Origin of the sequence: Metaclostridioides mangenotii, from assembly GCF_018917235.1 — a bacterium.
GTDB lineage: Bacteria > Bacillota > Clostridia > Peptostreptococcales > Peptostreptococcaceae > Metaclostridioides.
The window spans coordinates 53146-72356 of the sequence record NZ_JAHLOF010000003.1 but is presented as its reverse complement, the minus strand read 5'-3'; the positions used below and the strand labels follow the sequence as shown (position 1 = coordinate 72356).

Annotated in this window: 20 protein-coding genes; 17 read left to right on the top strand and 3 right to left on the bottom strand. The window is 28.8% G+C overall.

Annotated elements, in window-relative coordinates:
• Positions 1 to 278 precede the first annotated feature (278 nt).
• The 7 genes from KQI18_RS05680 (at position 279) to KQI18_RS05650 (ending at position 5388) form a co-directional block, all read left to right on the top strand.
• The gene (locus tag KQI18_RS05680; RefSeq protein WP_216466722.1) at positions 279 to 1547 is read left to right on the top strand and encodes a SulP family inorganic anion transporter; all 1269 of its coding nucleotides are present in this window, start codon (positions 279 to 281) and stop codon (positions 1545 to 1547) included.
• A gap of 385 nt (positions 1548 to 1932) precedes the next feature.
• Positions 1933 to 2373, top strand: a complete 441-nt coding sequence (locus tag KQI18_RS05675; protein WP_216466721.1) for a LytTR family DNA-binding domain-containing protein — start codon at positions 1933 to 1935, stop codon at positions 2371 to 2373.
• Positions 2370 to 2783 (top strand): hypothetical protein, encoded by a 414-nt coding sequence (locus tag KQI18_RS05670; protein ID WP_216466720.1) that lies wholly within the window; start codon positions 2370 to 2372, stop codon positions 2781 to 2783. The genes KQI18_RS05675 and KQI18_RS05670 overlap by 4 nt, the downstream gene beginning before the upstream one ends.
• Before the next feature lie 617 nt (positions 2784 to 3400).
• Positions 3401 to 3811: a universal stress protein gene (locus KQI18_RS05665; protein ID WP_216466719.1), complete on the top strand. Its 411-nt coding sequence runs from the start codon at positions 3401 to 3403 to the stop codon at positions 3809 to 3811.
• A 195-nt stretch (positions 3812 to 4006) separates the two neighbouring features.
• Positions 4007 to 4549 (top strand): rubrerythrin, encoded by a 543-nt coding sequence (rbr, locus tag KQI18_RS05660; protein WP_216466718.1) that lies wholly within the window; start codon positions 4007 to 4009, stop codon positions 4547 to 4549.
• 15 nt (positions 4550 to 4564) lie between these two features.
• Positions 4565 to 4972 (top strand): Fur family transcriptional regulator, encoded by a 408-nt coding sequence (locus KQI18_RS05655; protein WP_216466717.1) that lies wholly within the window; start codon positions 4565 to 4567, stop codon positions 4970 to 4972.
• 32 nt (positions 4973 to 5004) lie between these two features.
• Positions 5005 to 5388 carry a desulfoferrodoxin family protein gene (locus KQI18_RS05650; protein ID WP_216466716.1) on the top strand — a complete coding sequence of 128 codons (384 nt, stop codon included), beginning with the start codon at positions 5005 to 5007 and terminating at the stop codon, positions 5386 to 5388.
• A 125-nt stretch (positions 5389 to 5513) separates the two neighbouring features.
• Here KQI18_RS05650 and KQI18_RS05645 read toward each other — a convergent pair whose 3' ends face one another.
• Positions 5514 to 6617 (bottom strand): DEAD/DEAH box helicase, encoded by a 1104-nt coding sequence (locus KQI18_RS05645; RefSeq protein ID WP_216466715.1) that lies wholly within the window; start codon positions 6615 to 6617, stop codon positions 5514 to 5516.
• A 442-nt stretch (positions 6618 to 7059) separates the two neighbouring features.
• Between KQI18_RS05645 and nifV the strand changes: the two genes are divergently transcribed.
• The 10 genes from nifV (at position 7060) to KQI18_RS05595 (ending at position 18168) form a co-directional block, all read left to right on the top strand.
• Positions 7060 to 8241 (top strand): homocitrate synthase, encoded by a 1182-nt coding sequence (gene nifV / locus KQI18_RS05640; protein ID WP_216466714.1) that lies wholly within the window; start codon positions 7060 to 7062, stop codon positions 8239 to 8241.
• A gap of 2 nt (positions 8242 to 8243) precedes the next feature.
• Complete coding sequence (locus KQI18_RS05635; RefSeq protein ID WP_216466713.1) at positions 8244 to 10178, top strand: aconitate hydratase; 1935 nt, start codon at positions 8244 to 8246, stop codon at positions 10176 to 10178.
• 59 nt (positions 10179 to 10237) lie between these two features.
• Complete coding sequence (locus tag KQI18_RS05630; RefSeq protein ID WP_216466712.1) at positions 10238 to 11230, top strand: isocitrate/isopropylmalate dehydrogenase family protein; 993 nt, start codon at positions 10238 to 10240, stop codon at positions 11228 to 11230.
• 150 nt (positions 11231 to 11380) lie between these two features.
• Complete coding sequence (locus KQI18_RS05625; RefSeq protein ID WP_216466711.1) at positions 11381 to 11902, top strand: nitroreductase family protein; 522 nt, start codon at positions 11381 to 11383, stop codon at positions 11900 to 11902.
• Between the two features lie 178 nt (positions 11903 to 12080).
• Entirely contained in the window at positions 12081 to 12395 is a 315-nt protein-coding gene (locus KQI18_RS05620; protein WP_216466710.1) for a helix-turn-helix domain-containing protein, read from the top strand.
• Between the two features lie 191 nt (positions 12396 to 12586).
• The gene (locus KQI18_RS05615) at positions 12587 to 13441 is read left to right on the top strand and encodes a hypothetical protein (RefSeq protein WP_216466709.1); all 855 of its coding nucleotides are present in this window, start codon (positions 12587 to 12589) and stop codon (positions 13439 to 13441) included.
• A 38-nt stretch (positions 13442 to 13479) separates the two neighbouring features.
• Positions 13480 to 14703, top strand: coding sequence for a glycosyltransferase family 4 protein (locus tag KQI18_RS05610; protein ID WP_216466708.1), 1224 nt, complete (start codon positions 13480 to 13482; stop codon positions 14701 to 14703).
• Positions 14704 to 15086: 383 nt separating this feature from the next.
• Positions 15087 to 16013 carry a recombination protein NinG gene (locus tag KQI18_RS05605; RefSeq protein WP_216466707.1) on the top strand — a complete coding sequence of 309 codons (927 nt, stop codon included), beginning with the start codon at positions 15087 to 15089 and terminating at the stop codon, positions 16011 to 16013.
• A gap of 274 nt (positions 16014 to 16287) precedes the next feature.
• Positions 16288 to 16725 (top strand): DUF6323 family protein, encoded by a 438-nt coding sequence (locus KQI18_RS05600; RefSeq protein WP_216466706.1) that lies wholly within the window; start codon positions 16288 to 16290, stop codon positions 16723 to 16725.
• 9 nt (positions 16726 to 16734) lie between these two features.
• Positions 16735 to 18168 carry a DUF6179 domain-containing protein gene (locus KQI18_RS05595; protein WP_216466705.1) on the top strand — a complete coding sequence of 478 codons (1434 nt, stop codon included), beginning with the start codon at positions 16735 to 16737 and terminating at the stop codon, positions 18166 to 18168.
• A gap of 57 nt (positions 18169 to 18225) precedes the next feature.
• Here KQI18_RS05595 and KQI18_RS05590 read toward each other — a convergent pair whose 3' ends face one another.
• Together KQI18_RS05590 and KQI18_RS05585 are read right to left on the bottom strand one after the other, a co-directional pair.
• Complete coding sequence (locus KQI18_RS05590; protein WP_216466704.1) at positions 18226 to 18618, bottom strand: HsmA family protein; 393 nt, start codon at positions 18616 to 18618, stop codon at positions 18226 to 18228.
• 12 nt (positions 18619 to 18630) lie between these two features.
• Complete coding sequence (locus tag KQI18_RS05585) at positions 18631 to 19056, bottom strand: MarR family winged helix-turn-helix transcriptional regulator (RefSeq protein WP_216466703.1); 426 nt, start codon at positions 19054 to 19056, stop codon at positions 18631 to 18633.
• Positions 19057 to 19211 lie beyond the last annotated feature (155 nt).

The following is a 19211-nucleotide window of genomic DNA, read 5'->3' as shown; positions in this document are numbered from 1 at the left end:
TTTCTCTAGCATTATATCCTTCTTTTATTAAAATTTCTATTTTCTCTTTCAATTGTGGTAAGGTGTTTACATCTCATAGTTAGATTTCCTTATATATAAAATTTTATGCCGCAACATAGTGTTACATGTAAAGCGCTAACTATGAGCTTTTTTAATTTGTCGTACTTGATTATACAATTCGTTTTTTATATAAAATTTGTTATTATTTTAGATTTTATCAAAAAATAGGACTAGTATAGTAAATTTCGCAATAATTAGTTTTGGAGGGAAGTGTTTGAGTGTTACCAAAGTTATTTAGAATGAAGAAAGAAAATGAACTAACAAAGGAGCAAATGGGTAAGGATATAGTAGCAGGAATTATAGTTGCTATAATAGCTCTTCCATTATCTATAGCTTTAGCCATATCATCTGGAGTATCTCCAGAAAAAGGACTTATAACTGCTATATTTGCAGGATTTGTAATATCTTTTCTAGGTGGTAGTAAGGTTCAAATCGGTGGACCAACAGGGGCATTTGTTGTAATAGTTTATGGTGTAGTTAAAACCTATGGAATAACTGGACTTATAACGATCACAATGATGTCAGGAATTATATTGGTAGTTATGGGACTACTTAAATTTGGATATTTAATAAAATATGTACCGCAAACTATAACAGTAGGGTTTACTAGTGGTATAGCAGTAACGTTACTTACAACTCAGTTGAAGGACTTCTTTGGACTTAGAATAAAAGATGTACCAGCTGAATTTATAGAAAAGGTAGGAAGCTATATACATAATATATCTACTTTTGATATAGTATCATTTCTAATAGGATTAGCATGTATTTTAATATTAGTTTACTGGCCTAAGGTAAACAAAAAAATACCAGCTTCAATAATAGTATTAATATTATCTACTTTACTTGTAAACCTATTTAATCTACCAACTGATACAATAGGTTCTAGGTTTAATGAAATATCATCATCTATACCAAAACCACAAATACCGCATATTGATTTACAAACAATTACAACTTTAATAAAACCAGCTATAACGATTGCTTTGCTAGGTGCGATAGAATCGTTACTTTCTTGTGTAGTTTCTGACAATATGATAAATGATAAGCATGATTCTAATATGGAACTTGTGGCACAAGGACTTGGAAATATGGCATCTTCAATATTTGGTGGGATTCCAGCAACTGGAGCTATAGCTAGAACAGCGGCTAATGTTAGAAATGGGGGTAAAAGTCCTATATCAGGTATGGTACATGCTATAACATTATTACTTATAATGGTTGTATTAATGCCTCTTGCTAAACTTATACCAATGACAACACTAGCGGCAATACTTATAGTAGTTTCTTATAATATGGGAGAATGGTCTCATTTTAGAAAGTTATTATCTTCAAGTAAATCGGATGCATTAGTATTAGTTGTAACATTTGTATTTACAGTAGTATTTGATTTAGTATTTGCAATAGGAGTAGGTATGACCATACATTATGTATTGAAATTCGTAAAAAGTAGAAGAAAAAAAGAAGAGGATGAATTGAAAGCGGCTTAATACACTAAGTGATTTTTTAATTTACTATGTACGTTCGGAGCGCAAATGAATGCGACACCTCCAAATCTGTTTACATGATGTATGTGAATATGATTTGGAGGTTTTTTTTGAGATTATAAATGATCTCTATAGAGAGTATATTTATGAAATTAAAGTAATGAATTATACTAAATGGACAGTTTATACAATACTGATTAACAAGCCCTTTTTTAAAAGATAATTATTAAATATATAATATATAACTAGTCGTAAAATAAGTTTTTTGGAATTGACTAGCTATTACCTAAGTAATATGTAAGATTATTAGCAATAAGTGCAACAAAGCATGAATTTGTAGAGAATTATTTATTTTTATAGTATATTGAATTTAAGAATGGAGGAGACAATGAAAATTAATATTTTAATAGATAAATTTTTAAATAAAGACGAAATTGAAATTAAAGTAAGTCCTGAGAATATAAACCTAGGACAAGATTTAAAAAAATACGTAAGACAAAATTCAAATTTAACAGTTATAAATGCGACAAATGATAAAAAACTCCAAGTAAATATCAATGATATCTTAGAATTTCATTCAGATGGGCATATGTGTTGTGTAAAGATGAAATCTAAAAAAGTTTACTTAATAAACAAGCGATTAAAAGAAATAGAAAAGTTAGAGTATGCACATTTTATAAAAATCAATAATCAAACAATCATTAATTTAAATGAAATTAAGGAATTTTCATCTGCACCAAACGCAAGATTAGAAGTGATACTAAGTGATGGAGCATCTCACTTTGTAAATAGACACTATGTAAAAATAATAAAGGAGAGGTTATTATGAATAAACAATTAAAATCATCTTTTTTTCAAACTTTTTCAATTACATTTATATGGATTTTATTATTAATATCTATATTTTTAAATGATATAACATTTTCAGTTAATTATACATGGAATCTAGTAGGTATAAGTGCTATTTCTGCGAGTATATTCGGTATAATGTACCCAGCCTTATGGAATTTCTCATCTATGAAAGCTTTTAACAAAATTGCTATATCATCTATTGTAAATACATTAGGCGGATTAGTTGCAGTTTGGTTATTTTCAATTTCTATGTTTAACTTTATAAAACCATGGATAATTGGTATATTTATACTTACAGTAATAGGTCATATTATCAGTTTTTATTTTTACTCAAAGTGGTATAATGATAAAAATTCTGATGAATTAAATAATTTATTAAAAAAATAACCAGTTACTAACTTTTACTTTTATCAAAAACTAAAATAACAAAATAGTGATTGATATTATTTGCAAAGGTATAGTAAAACGAATGTTAATAATACGACACCTCCAAATCTGTTTGCAATGTATGTTATATATGATTGGAGGTGTTTTTTGTGTTTATAGATGCTTTGGATAGATGGACGTTTTTATTTATAACTCATAATAACGAAATAGCTAACAGTGCAGATAATATTATAAAAATTAATGATGGTAAAATTACTTCCTAAAAATTATTGGTAAAAAGAGATGTTATCATAAATATATAGGTCTGCTCTTGTTTCAATTTGAAGTCTAAGAAAAACTACATTTTAGTTTATATAAAGAAAAAAATAAACAATAAATGGAAAAATAATTGAAATTATTATTATTATTAGATTTAAAAATGAATTTTTGCTAAATTATTAAAGTATTTTATCGTTTATAGAATTATTATTTAATTTGCTGTATTTTGTATGTATTGACATCAAAATTTAACTGATATAAAATTAAGTTAAGATATATAGCTGATTACATAACAATTTAATGTAAATATAATATAGTAGCTATATAATTAAAACAAATTAGACAGGAGGATGTGTAGTATGAGTAAAAAGAAAGTGTTAGTGCCAATAGATGGAACAGAGAGAAGTATGCATTCCCTGGAATTTATAAAAGACATATTTGATAAAGATGAAGTAATTATAGAAATCATGAATGTTAAGGAGCTAGTTTTTGTAGATGGTATATCATTAGCTGAAGAAATTAAAAATTCTGAAGCGCTTGGTAGAAGAATACTAGATAAAGCAGTTGATATAATGGGAGATTACGAGGTAAAAGTTCACTTTACTTTTGGATATGCTGGAGATGAGATTATACGAAAAGCTAAAGAAGAGAACTTCGACTATATAGTAATGACTAAATCAACTAAAAAAGGGTTAACAAGAATGATAGGATCTGTTACAGCTAGCGTAGTGAAACAAGCGAATTGCATAGTAATGATAGTTCCAGAGTAAATTAATTAATTTTTAATAGAATAAACATTTTGCATTTGAGAATATTAGACCTTAAGTAGAAATTATCTACTTAAGGTTTTTTTGTACAGAGTTTTATTTATTAGCTTGACATTATTTATAATGTAATATACTATATAAATAATAGTAGTAATGATTACTACTTTTAAAATGTATATATACCAAGGAGGATTTTAAATGAATTTAAAAGGAACTAAAACAGAACAAAACTTATTAAATGGATTTGCTGGAGAGTCTCAAGCGAGAGTTAAGTATTCTTTCTATGCTTCTCAAGCTAGAAAAGAAGGATACAATCAAATAGCTGATATATTTGATGAAACATCTCATAATGAGAAAGAACATGCTAAGTTATGGTTTAAAGCTTTACATGACGATGGTATACCTCAAACTGCACAAAACTTAAAAGATGCAGCTGCTGGTGAAAACTATGAGTGGACGGATATGTATGCAAAATTTGCAGCAGATGCTAAAGAAGAAGGATTTACAAAGTTAGCTTACTTATTCGAGGCTGTTGGCGCAATAGAAAAAGAACATGAAGAAAGATACCTAAAACTTTTACAAAATTTAAATGATGGTACAGTATTTAAAAAAGGTAACACTGTAGTTTGGAAATGCCAAAACTGTGGACATATACATGTAGGTACAGAAGCTCCTGGATTATGTCCAGTATGTGCTCATCCTCAAGCGTTCTTTGAAGTTAAGTCAGAAAACTATTTATAAGAAATTGATGATATAGTGAAATTTTCTAAACAAAGGGATATGATCTTGGAAGCTGTAAGGGAAAGTGTTGAGCACCCTACAGCTGATTGTATCTACGAAAAGCTGAAAAAGGACAATCCACATTTAAGCTTGGGTACAGTCTATAGAAATCTATCGCAATTATCAAGGAATGGATTAATTAATAAGGTAAGTTTTCCAGGTGAGGCTGATAGATTTGATGGCATGCTTAGTAAACACTATCATTTTAAATGTAATGTATGCGGGAAAGTACTAGATATAAAATCAGATAAAATTTCAAATTTAAATGATTGTATAGCTAGGGAAAAGGGTATAAAGATAACATCAAGCAATATTAGCTTCAATGGCATTTGCTCTGATTGTGAAAATACAGAAATTAATACAGGGGAAACCGGAGAAATATAAAATAAAAAAAGAGAATATTGGAGGGATCGATTATGAGTACACCTAAATTTTATTATTGTGAGTCTTGTGGAAATATAGTAGAAATGATAGAGGATTCAGGAATAGAGCTAGTATGTTGTGGGGATTACATGCAGGAATTAGAACCAAATACTACAGACGCTGCTAATGAAAAACACGTTCCTGTAATTGAAGTGAATGGAAATACTGTTAAAGTAACAGTAGGAAGTACAATACATCCAATGGGTGATGAACATCATATATCTTGGATAGTACTTTATACAGAAAATGGATGTCAACGTAAATACTTAGATCCAAACGGTAAACCAATAGCTACATTTGAGTTAGCGGATGGAGATAAAGCTGTAAGTGCATACGAATACTGTAATCTACATGGATTATGGAAAGCTGATGTTTAGAATTTAATATATAAAATACAAATAAAAGGTTGTCTCATTTATGAGGCAACCTTTTTGATTTTCTATATATAAAATATATAAAAATGATTAATATTTTTATTTTATTATTATTTTTAATTTATAACCTAGACTTCTCGTCTATCTATTTTAAAACCAAGTCTTTTTTCTATCTCATATAACATATTATTGTTCTTTGGAGAGATAAAGGTACAAGTATAACCTTTTTCACCAGATCTTCCGGTTCTACCCATTCGATGTATATAGTCTTCGTATTGTTCTGGGATATCATAATTGTAAATTGAATCGACTCCGCCTATATCAAGTCCTCTAGATGCAACATCTGTAGCTATTAAATACTGCACTTTTAGATCCCTGAAAGACTTCATAGTTTTCTCTCTTTTAGCCTGACTTATATCACTATGGATTTTATCGCAGTTAAAACCTCTTTGCTTAAGCTCAGCGTCTAATTTATCTACTCTTCTTTTAGTTCTACAGAAAATTATTGACATAAAAGGGTTGTCTTCTTTTAATGTTGTTACTAATGCATCTAATTTTTTTCTATCAGTAGTTTCAACTATTTCTTGTTTTATATTTGGAAGAACTTCGGTAGAAGTATCTATAGATATAATTTCAGGATTAACCATATATCTGTACATTAGTTTCTTAACTTGAGAATCTATAGTAGCAGAAAAACAAAGGTTTTGCTTATTTTTAGGAGTTTCCTTTAAAATTGCTTCTATCTCGTTTTTAAAACCTATAAATAACATCTGGTCAGCTTCATCTAAAACAAACATTTTTAATTTGCTAAGATCTATTGTCTTTCTATTAATATGATCTAGAAGACGTCCTGGTGTAGCAATAACCAGCTGTACATTACCTTTTAATTTATTTATTTGACCCGAAATATCTTTACCACCATATGCTGCAAGTATATTTATTTCTTTTGCCTTACTTAGCTTTTTAGCTTCTTCAGTAATCTGTAGTGCAAGCTCTCTTGTAGGAGTTAGTATAAGTGCTTGAACGTTTTTACTGTCGGCCGAAATCTGTTCGAATATCGGCAGTAGAAACGCTAGAGTTTTTCCAGTACCAGTCTTTGCTTGAGCAATAATATCTCTACCATACATTATTGGAAGTATGCTTTTTTCCTGTATTGGAGTTGGAGATTCTATTCCATTTTGCTTTAATACATTTATCATATTATCGTTTATTTTTAAATCTTTAAAATCCATTAAATTACCCCGCAATTTATTTATAATTTATAGCTATCTAATAATATCATACATGAGGAGCTATATCAATATTATTGCTTTTTAAGAGAAAATGATGCTTAATTCAAAAATTATTCAGAATTATTTTTTTAATAAGTGCTAAAATATCTGTTAAGACTAGGTTAAAATAAGAAAAAATAATTAATAAAATTAGTAAAATTACACAAAAAATATTAATAAATATGCATTTTATAGCTTAAATTATGCAAAAACTTTATTAAAAAAGAAGTTTAATAATTGATCAAAAATGTAGTGCAAATTTGAGAATTAAATTATATAATAGAATAAATAAATGAAAGATTAAAAAAACATCTTGCAAAATTTCGCAAAATGAACAAATTCAAAATTAGTATTCAAAAGTTAGTCGATAAAATGAAATATAAAAAAATTAGGGGGTCATAACATGAGCTTGATAGGAAAAGAAAATGGTAGAAAAATAAGAATAGTTGATACAACACTTAGAGATGGAGAGCAAACTGCGGGAGTAGTATTTGCAAACAGAGAGAAGATAATGATTGCGGAGATGCTGAGCGATCTAGGTATTGATCAATTGGAAGTTGGTATTCCAACTATGGGTGGAGATGAACTAAGAGCAATAAAAGATATATGCAATAGAAATTTGAAATCTAGTATAATGGCCTGGAATAGAGCAGTAATTTCAGATATTGAAAAATCTATAGAATGTGGAGTTGATTCAGTTGCTATATCAATATCTGTTTCAGATATACATATAGAGAATAAACTTAGAACTTCAAGAGGTTGGGTACTAGAAAATATGGCCAAAAGTGTTGAATTCGCTAAGAAAAATGGACTTTATGTATCTGTAAATGGAGAAGATGCTTCAAGAGCGGATATCGATTTCTTGACAGAGTTTATAGAAATAGGTAAGCAAGCTGGAGCTGATAGATTTAGATATTGTGATACAGTAGGCATAATGAATCCTCAACAAATTGGAAAAAATATAAAGACACTATATGATAGAACAAACTTTGACATAGAAATGCACACTCATAATGATTTTGGTATGGCGACTGCAAATGCACTGTCAGGAGTAGAAGCTGGTGCTAATTATGTTGGAGTAACAGTGAATGGATTAGGTGAAAGAGCAGGAAATGCAGCTTTAGAAGAAGTTATAATGGGACTTAAATTTTTATATGGATACAATGCAGACAATATAGATACTACTAAGTTTAAAGGAATCTGTGAGTATGTTTCGCAAGCTTCAAGCAGACAACTTCCAATATGGAAAGCAGTTGTTGGCGATAATATGTTTATTCATGAATCTGGAATACATGCCGATGGTGCTTTAAAAGACCCGCAAAATTATGAAGCATTTGATCCTAAAGAAGTAAATTTAGAAAGAAAAATTTTAATAGGAAAACATTCTGGTAGAGCTTCAATAGTAAATAAATTAAACGAATATGATATTCATGTGACACCAGAGATAGCAGGTAAAATATTAGAAGCCGTAAGAGCAACTTCAATTAGATTAAAGAGAAGTTTAATGGATAAAGAAATAATACATCTATACTGTGATGTTGTAGCAAAAGAAGAAACAATAAACACTGAAGTTGTGGGAGGTTAAGAATGGGAAGAAATATAGTTTATAAAATACTAAAGAAACATTTAGTTGAGGGAGAACTTGTAGCAGGAAACTCTATAGGTATAAAAATAGATCAAACACTTACGCAGGACTCAACGGGAACTATGGCTTACTTACAATTAGAAGCTATGGAAATAGATAGAGTTAAAACTAAGCGTAGTGTAGCATTTGTAGATCATAATATGTTACAACAAGGATTTGAAAATGCTGACGACCACAAGTACATTCAAACTGTAGCAGATAAATACGGAGTGTTATTTTCTAAGCCTGGAAATGGAATCTGTCACCAGGTATTTTTAGAAAGATTCTCAACTCCTGGTGATACTCTTCTGGGATCTGACAGCCATACTCCTACTGCTGGTGGTGTTGGAATGCTAGCGATGGGAGCAGGAGGATTAGATGTTGCAATAGCTATGGCTGGTGGAACGTATTATATAAATGCACCTAAAGTCTGTAAGGTTAATTTAATTGGTAAGTTAAATCCAATGGTTTCATCTAAAGATATTATACTTGAAGTACTTAGAAGAGAAACTGTAAAGGGTGGAGTAGGCAAAGTTTATGAATATGGAGGTGAAGGTCTAAAGTACCTTTCAGTACCTCAAAGAGCAACAGTAACAAATATGGGTGCTGAACTAGGTGCTACAACTTCTATATTCCCAAGTGATGCTAAAACAAGAGACTTTTTTAAAGCTCAAAATAGACTTGATGAGTGGGTTGAGTTAAAGGCTGATGATGATGCAACTTATGATCAAGAAATAACAATAGATTTATCTGAGTTAAAGCCACTTGCAGCGAAACCACATAGCCCAGATAATGTAGATGAGATATCAAATATTGGTGAAATAAAAGTAGATCAAGTTGCTATTGGAAGTTGTACAAATTCATCGTATGAAGATTTAATGAAGGTATCACAGATATTAAAAGGAAAAAAAGTTCATAAAGATGTTAGTTTGGTAATAGCTCCAGGATCTAGACAAGTAATGGAGATGATAGCAAGAAATGGAGCGTTAGGAGATATCATAAGTGCTGGAGGTAGAATATTAGAAAATTCGTGTGGACCTTGTATAGGTATGGGACAGTCTCCTGGTACTGATGCAGTTTCTCTTAGAACATTCAATCGTAATTTCTATGGTAGAAGTGGCACTCTTAGTGCAGATGTTTACTTAGTTAGCCCAGAAACTGCAGCAGTAAGTGCATTGGAAGGAGTGTTAACTGATGCATCAAAATACGAAATAACTTTTATAGATTTAGATGTTGATAAATTTTTAATTGACGATAGCATGATAATAAAGCCTTCAGAAATTGGTAATAATGTAGATGTTGTTAGGGGACCGAATATCAAACCATTCCCTGTTAGTAAAGAGTTAGAAGAAAGTATATCTGGAAATGTAGTACTAAAAGTTGAAGATAATATAACAACAGATCATATAATGCCTTCAAATGCTAAGCTACTACCATTTAGGAGTAATATTCCGTACCTATCAAATTTCTGCTTTAACACAGTAGATGAAGCCTTCCCTGACAGGGCCAAAGAAAATGGTGGAGGATTTATTATAGGTGGTGAAAATTACGGGCAAGGATCTAGTAGAGAACATGCTGCACTTGCACCTCTATATTTAGGCGTTAAAGGAGTGCTTGTAAAGAGTTTTGCGAGAATACACAAAGCAAATCTTATAAATAGTGGAATTGTTCCGATGGAATTTCTTAATGAAACTGATTACGACAAAATTAATCTATTAGATAAATTAGAATTCCCTAATATTTTGAATAAATTAGATAGTGGTTTAATTGAAATTAACAATCTTACTACTAATGAAAAGATATTAGTAAAGGTAGAGCTGTCTGATAAAGAAGTAGAAGTACTAAAAGCAGGTGGAAAACTAAACTACACAAAAAGAGAAACAGCAACTGCAAAATAAATAACTTTTACTAAAAGACAATCAAAAAAATACTATCAAAAAATATTGGAGGTACTAAGATGTACAAAGTTACGTTAATTCCAGGAGATGGAATAGGACCAGAAGTTTCAGGTGCTATGGTTAAAGTTGTAAAAGCTGCTGGTGTTGATATAGAATGGGATAAAGTAGAAGCTGGAGAATCTGTAATGGAAGAATACGGGACTCCTCTTCCTGATTATGTAATAGAAAGTATAAAGAGAAATAAAATAGCAATAAAAGGTCCTATTACTACGCCTGTAGGTAAAGGGTTTAGAAGCGTAAATGTTACACTGAGACAGGCGCTAGATTTATATGTGAATCTAAGACCTATAAAAAGTTTTAAAGGAATAAAGTCAAGATATGAAGATGTAGATTTAGTAGTTGTAAGAGAGAACACAGAAGATCTATATGCGGGTATTGAACATAAAATAGGTAACTATGGTGCAGAGAGTATAAAGCTTATCACGAGACCTGCTTGTGAGAGAATTGTTGACTTTGCTTGTAGATATATTAAAGAAAATAATAGAAAAAAACTAACAACTATACATAAAGCAAATATAATGAAGCTTACTGATGGTCTATTTTTAGAGGTTGCAAGGGAAGTTTCTGAGCAAAACGGTGTAGACCATGATGATGTTATAGTTGATGCAGCAGCTATGAATTTAGTTTTAAATCCAGAAAACTACGATGTTATGGTTATGTCTAATCTTTATGGTGATATACTTTCTGATTTAGGCGCTGGGCTTGTTGGAGGTCTTGGTATAATCCCGAGCGCCAATATAGGCAAAGAAGTAGCAATATTTGAAGCTGTACACGGTAGCGCACCTCAAATAGCGGGACAAAATAAAGCTAATCCAACAGCTCTTATACAATCTGCAATTATGATGCTTAGACATATAGGAGAACAGGACAAAGCGTTAAAAATTGAAAATGCACTTGAGCAAGTATTTTTGAAAGGTGAAAATTTAACTGTTGATTTAGGCGGAAGTGCTTCCACAACTGAGTTCGCAGACGAAATTTGTAAATATTTATAAATATTTAAGTGTTATTAATTAAAAGAGTATCTTTAGTCATATTGACTAATGATACTCTTTTAATGTATTTTTGAATTGAAGCTTTTAACTACAAATAAAAAGCTCTAAAATAAAAGCAAATAAAAAACTTGAAAGGTGGTAGAGAACTATATGATGGATATGCTTAAGAATAGAAGAAGTATTAGAAAGTACAAAGATAAGTCTATAGATAAAGAGACTGTAGAAAATTTATTTAAAGCAGGTTTATTAGCACCTACATCAAAGAATTCTAAATCTTGGGAGTTTATTGCAGTTGAAGATAAAGAAATTCTTAAAAAAATTTCTGAAAGTAGAGAAAATGGTGCAGCAAGATTTTTAGAAAATTCGCCTTTAGGAATTGTTATATTGGGAAATGAAGAAAAAAGTGATGTCTGGGTAGAAGATGCTTGTATAGCAGGAGCTTTTATACAATTGCAAGCTGTATCTTTGGGTCTTGGTTCATGTTGGATTCAAGTTAGAAATAGATTGTATACACAGAATGAAACTACAGAAACTTTTATAAAAAATCTATTAAACATACCGGAGAATTATAGAATTGAGTGCATTATATCTGTCGGATACCCAGATGAAGTTAAAAAAGGCTATGAAGATTCACAACTAAAATTTGAAAAAATTCACTTTAATAGGTTCTAGAAATATAATTTACGACAAAGATTTTGAAGTGTGTTGTTAGAAAATTAATCAACTTGTTAGAATTTAAAAGAATTTAACTATATATTTATAATACCATTTAGAAGGGTTTGAAGCTCCTCAATAGAAGTTATTGTCTATGATTGATACATAACGATAGAAACGAAAAGAGGAGGTAAATATGGCTATTTTTAAAACTAAAGAAAAAAAAGACTGGAAGCAAGATTACATTAAAGACTTTAATAACATGAGAGAAACATATGAACAGAAATTAAAAACTAAACAAGAAGAGATAGACTTATTAAAGTCAGAAATTGAAAGATTTAAGGATCATAGAAATTACCTTAAGCCTAAAGAGAAGCAGATTAAAGATTCTGATATAAACATTATAAAAAATCTAAGGCAAAATGGAAAGAGTTATAGGGAGATTTCAAATGTTACCAATTGGAGTAAGGCTACAGTAAGTAGAGTTTTAAATGGAATGTACGATGAATGATACAGCTATATTTAGAGTTACCAATAGTTTTATTCGTTTGGTAGCTCTATTTTTTTGTGATTTTCTTTGTTCTTGATAATTAAAGGCTAATACCATATAATTTTAAATTAACAGATAAAATATTTTTTATGTGAATATGTGTATAAATAATAGGTATAAGTCTTTTAATATACGACAAATAGGAGGCATTTATGGGCTTAATAATTAAGGATTATAGCTTGTTGTGCAATCAAGGCTCCTCTGATCACAATGAAGATGTAGTTGGAATAACACCGGCTGGTGCTTGGGTTTTGGATGGAGCGACTGGATTAAATGGAAAAAATTTTGTTTCAACAAATAGTGATGCAAGATGGTATGTGCAATGGTGGAATCAGTATTTATATCAAAATATTTCTAATGACACAACACTTAAATGTATCATGCAAAAAGGAATAGAAAAAATATCGGTTGATTATAGAAAAAGGTTAAATGGAACAAATGTAGAGAAACTGGATCTGCCTTCGAGTTCCATTGCAATATTAAAATTTCACAATGATAAAATAGAGTATTTGATGCTTGGCGACTGTTCTTTATTTGTGAAAAATGGAATAAGCCAACTTATTAAGGATAAAACGGTATGTGAATTTGATAACCTAGTTTTTGATAAAATGATAGAGATAATAAAAACTAGTAATAAGCCTTTTGAGGAAGTAAGAGATGAAGTTCAAAATATAATAGTTTCAAATCGATTAAAAAAGAATATTGATGGAGGGTATTGGATTCTTGATTTTGATAAAAAATCTATAGAGAAATCACTTCACGGTTATTTAAATATAAATGAAAATTCGTCCATTATGTTAGCTAGTGATGGATTTACATGTGCCTGTGAGAGATATGGACTATTTACTGAAGAGGAAATTTTAGAGGTAGCAGAAAAGCATGGCATTGAATACATTTATAATTTAGTTAGAAAGTTTGAGGATGAAGATTCAAATGCAATGAAAATACCCAGATTTAAGATAAAAGATGATTCATCATGTGTTTACTTTAACCTAAATTTAGAGTAGAAAAGAATAGATAGATACTTTTACAAGGGGGGGTTAAGGTGAACATTCTTCATATAATAACACAAAAACCTAATAGTACTGGAAGTGGGGTTTATCTTACAGGGATAGTTGATGGATTTAGAAAAATGGGGAATAAGCAGGCAGTTATTGCGGGAATCGATATTGAAGACGACAATAGATATTTTGATGAAAGTGTTGATTTTTATCCTGTTTTGTTTAATAAAGCTCCACTAGATTTTTCTGTTGTAGGTATGAGCGACTCAATGCCGTATAAAAGTACTAGATATAGGGATTTAAAAAAATGTCAGGTACAGGCTCTAAAGGACGAATTCCAAAAAAACATAGAAATAGCTGTGGAAAAATTGAGACCGGACATAATTATATGTCATCATCTATACTTATTGACATCATTTGTGAGAAACTTAATAAAGGATATTAAGGTTGTGGCAATATGCCATGGTACCTGTTTAAGACAACTTAAAACAATAGATCTAGAGAGCGATTACATAATAGATGGAATAAGAAAATTAAATGCCGTATTTGCTCTTCACAATGTACAAAAGAATGATATAATAAGTACATTTTCTATAGATGCAGATAAAGTAAAGGTAATTGGTAGCGGATATAATGAAAAAATATTTTACAATAGAAATTATCAATTATCGACCAAAAAAATATATATAAGTTATGCTGGTAAGATTTGTGAATCAAAAGGTCTAAAATCTTTAATAAAAGCCCTTGGTCTTCTAAAATATCCAAGTGATTTTATAGAGTTAAATTTTGCAGGTGTAGGTAGTGATGTTAAAACTTACAATGAAATTATAGAATTAGCTAAAGGTTGTAAATATAAAATAAATTTTGTTGGAAAGCTAAAACAACATGATCTAGCTGAATTGTTTAATAAATCGCAGTTGTTTATACTACCATCTTATTACGAGGGTTTACCTGTGGTTGTTTTGGAAGCATTAGCTTGTGGAGACGATGTTATACTAACTGATATTTCAGGAGTAAGAGATTGGATTGGAGATAAAATAAATAGATCTGGTAAGATAGATTATGTTGAGCTACCTAGTATGATTGGACAGGGATTACCTAAGTGTGATGAATTATCCAGTTTTGAAAAAAGATTAGCAAAATCAATAGATAAAAGTGTGAAAAGAATTATTCATAAAACTAATATGACAAATGTAGATATGTTTGACAAGACATGGGACGCTTTAACTGTTAGGATTTATGAAATAATAATAGATAATAAACTATAAATTTAGTAAAAGAAAATTGGACATATTATTGAATTAAAAATGAAATATATAAAACCCCTAAAGATAATACAGTTAAAATCTATATTTACTTTAAGGGGTTTTTTATAATTATTTTGTTTTAACTTTATGTATTTAAAAAAAAGATATTTATAAATTTTATTTTGATAACTCAAAATAACTTTTAAAGTTTTGTATATTGTATTTGCATAAACATATTAGATTAGTTAAATATATCAAAGTAGAGTGGAGACAATGTTAATTTTATTAATTAAAATTTTTATCTTAAATAAATTATTGCAATTAATTTCATGTAATAGTATAATCGAATAATATATTACATGAAGATTGTTAAACCAAAATGATAAGTAAGGAGGAACTAGTATATGAGTGGAAAATTAGGGCTTATTGGTAATTTTGCAAGTGAATGGATTAGATACAGTAGTTATGAATATAAAGAAAATGAGAGTAGAGAATTGTATATAGTACCTGCTGATGAAGCAACTTTTGAACTTTTCAATCCATTCGATGTGGCTGATATCATAGTAGTTGATATACTGCAAATTGGTGAGTATGCTCTATCTGGTGATAAAGATGAATCAAAAGAAACTAATTTAAAATATATGATACTTGAATTTTGTGAAAAGTATGGACTTCTTGGACTTGCCTATTCAAGCGTTTATAATAGAAATATAGTTGATGAAGATAAAGTATTAATGGTAGAAAAAAACTATATAACTAAAGAAAGTATACTTGATGCGACTGAATATATAAATAAATTTTTACCATTTATAAAAGATGAAGATCTTTATTTTAGGAAATTTAAACGTGGAGTAGACGTCAAGAAAAGTGAAGATTCTCCTAAGTTTTTTGGAAAGAGACCGTTAATTTTAGATGTAATATTTTCAAAGTTTTATGCAGAGAGATACGATTGGATATTAAGTTTTGCCAAAGATATAGCAAGACACTTTAGACAAATGCTTGTATATGGAAACTCATCAAATCACCTTACAGATGCTGTTACCATAATTTCTGGTGGATTCAATCCTCAAAAAATAGGGTTTTCTATAACATATCTAGATAAAGCTAATATTGCTTGGGAGTTTGATTCATTAAAAACTACTATTGAAACAATATATGCCTTTGCGATTACAGGAGAGAATTCACATTTAAACAAATGTAAATATTGTGGAAAAATATTTATACCTTCTCGTGCTAAGTCTCAGTATTGCTCACCATCATGTAGAAATTGTGCTAATGTTAATAAAAGTCGTCAAAGAAAAAGCTTAGAAACAAAAAAGCTTAATAAGTAATAAAATAATTTAATTTAATAATAAAAAAGTATTTAATTAAAAAAAGATCCTCTATGTATAAATCATTTTACATAAGGATCTACTTTTTTTGTATCAAACGTAAAAATGAAAATATGTATTTTTATCACCTTATTATTGACAATAAATAAAAAAAGTATTAACATAAAAGGTATGACAAAAATCACAAAAACATTATAATATTACAATTATATCATAGCACAAAATGGAAAATAAGTCAAGTAACTATTAAAAGAGATTTATAAGAGGTGATAAAATGATTACTCCAAGTGTAATTGATATTATGAATGAAGGTTTAAACATAGTATTACAAAATGATTTATTGAAATTAAATGAAAATTCATTTGAGTATGGTTTAAAGTTATCAAAGGAAGATGTAGAAATAATAGTTGAGTGGAGAGAAACATCATTAAAACATATGGGTAGGATTGATCTGGGGATAGATGTTACGAAGAAGATTGTTGAATTCATATACAAATCACAATACACAAATCGAGAGGATTATCTTGAAGCAGTTGTTGATTTACAAGATATATTTTATTACCTTAAAAATGAGACATTAGAATTAATAAGTGATGATGATGCCATAGAATTAATCAGCGATATGCATGAAACATTTTGTGGCGAAATAAAAAATATTCAGGCAGAAGTTGAAGATTATTCAAAGAAATTTAAATTTAATTTAGAGGGGTAGGGTGATATTATGGAGCTACAGAGTATATATGGAAGTTACTTAGATAAATCAAATTACGGGAAGAGCAAATTTACTATTGATATCTTAAATTATGGTTATAAGATTGATTTAATAAGCAAGGAAGATATATATAGAATTCAATCAGAAGTAGCTAAATTACTAAGAAACTTAATTTTAAAGTCTACCAAAGGACAAAGTAGCTCAATTAAAGTTGAGTCTGCGGAGCAGATTATGAATTCAATTTGGTATGCACTGGATGCTTTTTGTATTAAATTTGAATCTGTTGAGGAAATATCCGATAAATTAATTAAAAAGAGTCTAGTAGAAATTTACACAGAAGGAATAAAAATAATTAAAGAAGAATTCGATATGACAAAAAGTCACTTTGAAGAGTTGCTAAAAAATGATGCTATATCAAAGTTTGAAAATATGGCGTATAGAGACACTATAAATGAGGCATTTCCTACTTTTTTTAAAAAATATAATTATGAGTTTGCAGCTAACAATACTATGGCTACAATAGATTATCCTTTAGCAATTGAAGATAATTTGACAATTGAAGGACTTGTTTATATGAAAAATTATTTAGATTGTTTAGTAGAAGAGAATAAATTTATCAAACTTCTTCAAGAAAAAAGTCTTCAGCACTTATTAGATGAATACAGTAAGTACTATAAGATTGACTATCGAGTTGTGCTAATAAATATATTTGAAATAGCAATTTGTAATATGATATTTTGTTGCTTTATAAATAAAGATATAAGTGATTTAGTAATAAATAATTACGAGTTTGAACATGTAGAACTAGTTTTATACAGTTTAGATAAAAATAAAATGGAAGAAGCTATAAAAGAGAAATTAGAAAAAGCTATTAAGGCAATAATTGAAAAACTAGATATAAGTGATACAAAATTAATAGATTATTTATATAAATTTAAGCCAAAATTTTTAGGTCAATTGATGACTTCTATAGATAATAAATTACTAAAAAACATGTTGATTGTAGAAAAAATAGACGAATTGAATCAAGAAGAGGTTATTATTATAAGTGGTGATAAAAATATGGATGATAAATCCTTTAGAGACTTGTATAATAAAATATTAGAAAGCCAAAATAAAGTTGAGAAAATAAATCTTATAGTTTCTAACATTAATTCAAGAAAAGATTTTATAGATATACTTGAATCAAACTGTCTATTTAAAGAGGAAATAGAATTTTTATTTAGTAAATTAAGCAATTTAGAATTATCATTATTAGGGACTGTAGTATTTTATGATGTGATCAGGGCTGGTCAATTAGATTTATTGACTGAATTAATAAAAACTATAAATACTGATACTGAATGGAAAGATATATATTTAAAATATGTTAAGAGTTTAAAATTAGAAAGTATAAACGAAATTGAAGAATTTATTAATAAAAGAATAGCTATAGAGTATTAAGTCTAATTCTCTATAGCTATGATATAACATAACTTTTTATAAAATAATTTATAAATTTTACATCATTCCAATATACATACCAATAAAATATGGTATAAGCCAAATAATCCAAACTACAATACTAAATTTATGAAAGAATTTCTTTTTATCTTCATCATTTTTGTAAAGTACATAAGTAGCCCAAAGTGCATGGAATAACATAAGAACTATAGCTAAAAGCCCGGTAATTCCATGTAGATTTTGAGTTAATCCACTTGATTGAAATGAAACATTTTTTGCAATACTACTCATAGTCATAGTACCTGCAGTATCACACAATAATCCAAACCAAAATATTATAACATGAGATTTTTTTAAAATTTTAGCTTTTCTTTCTCCAAATACACCTATTGTATAAAATATTAAAGCGGATGTAATAAATACAATTGCTAGTATTAATTTTGTATCCATAGTTTAAGCCTCCTAGATTTTAAATAATACTTTTTTAAGACAATTAGCTAGTTCTTCTAGATCATCTTTAGAACATTTTTCAAATATTGAATCGAAGCTATGCTGCATTTTGTTTTTAAATTCAAATGCAAACTTCTCTCCTTTTAATGAAAACTTTATATATGTATTTCTGTGATCCGTATTTCTTTTAAACTTCTCTATAAATCCATTTTTTTCAAGTCTAGTAACTATTCCGGAAACCGTACCTTTTGTTAGATGCATTTCATCGCAAAGTTGAGAAACTGTAAGCTCTCCATTGTGAGCTAGTAATTTTATAACCATAATTTGTTGATGTGTTAGATTTTCTTGTTTAAAATTATCTTCAACTGTATTAATTGTTTTTGAGTAGAGTTCTTTTAACAACATAGCTATTTTAAAACTATCAGTATGACCTTTCATATAAATCTCCTTTTTAAAAAGTTTGTATGCAAACTAATATACAGTATTATTATAATTTAGTCAACTATCAACTAAGTAAAATTTTAGTATTAATTTATCGAAATTTATAAATCGAAAGTTTATAAGTATTTACTCAATCACATTTACATTAAATA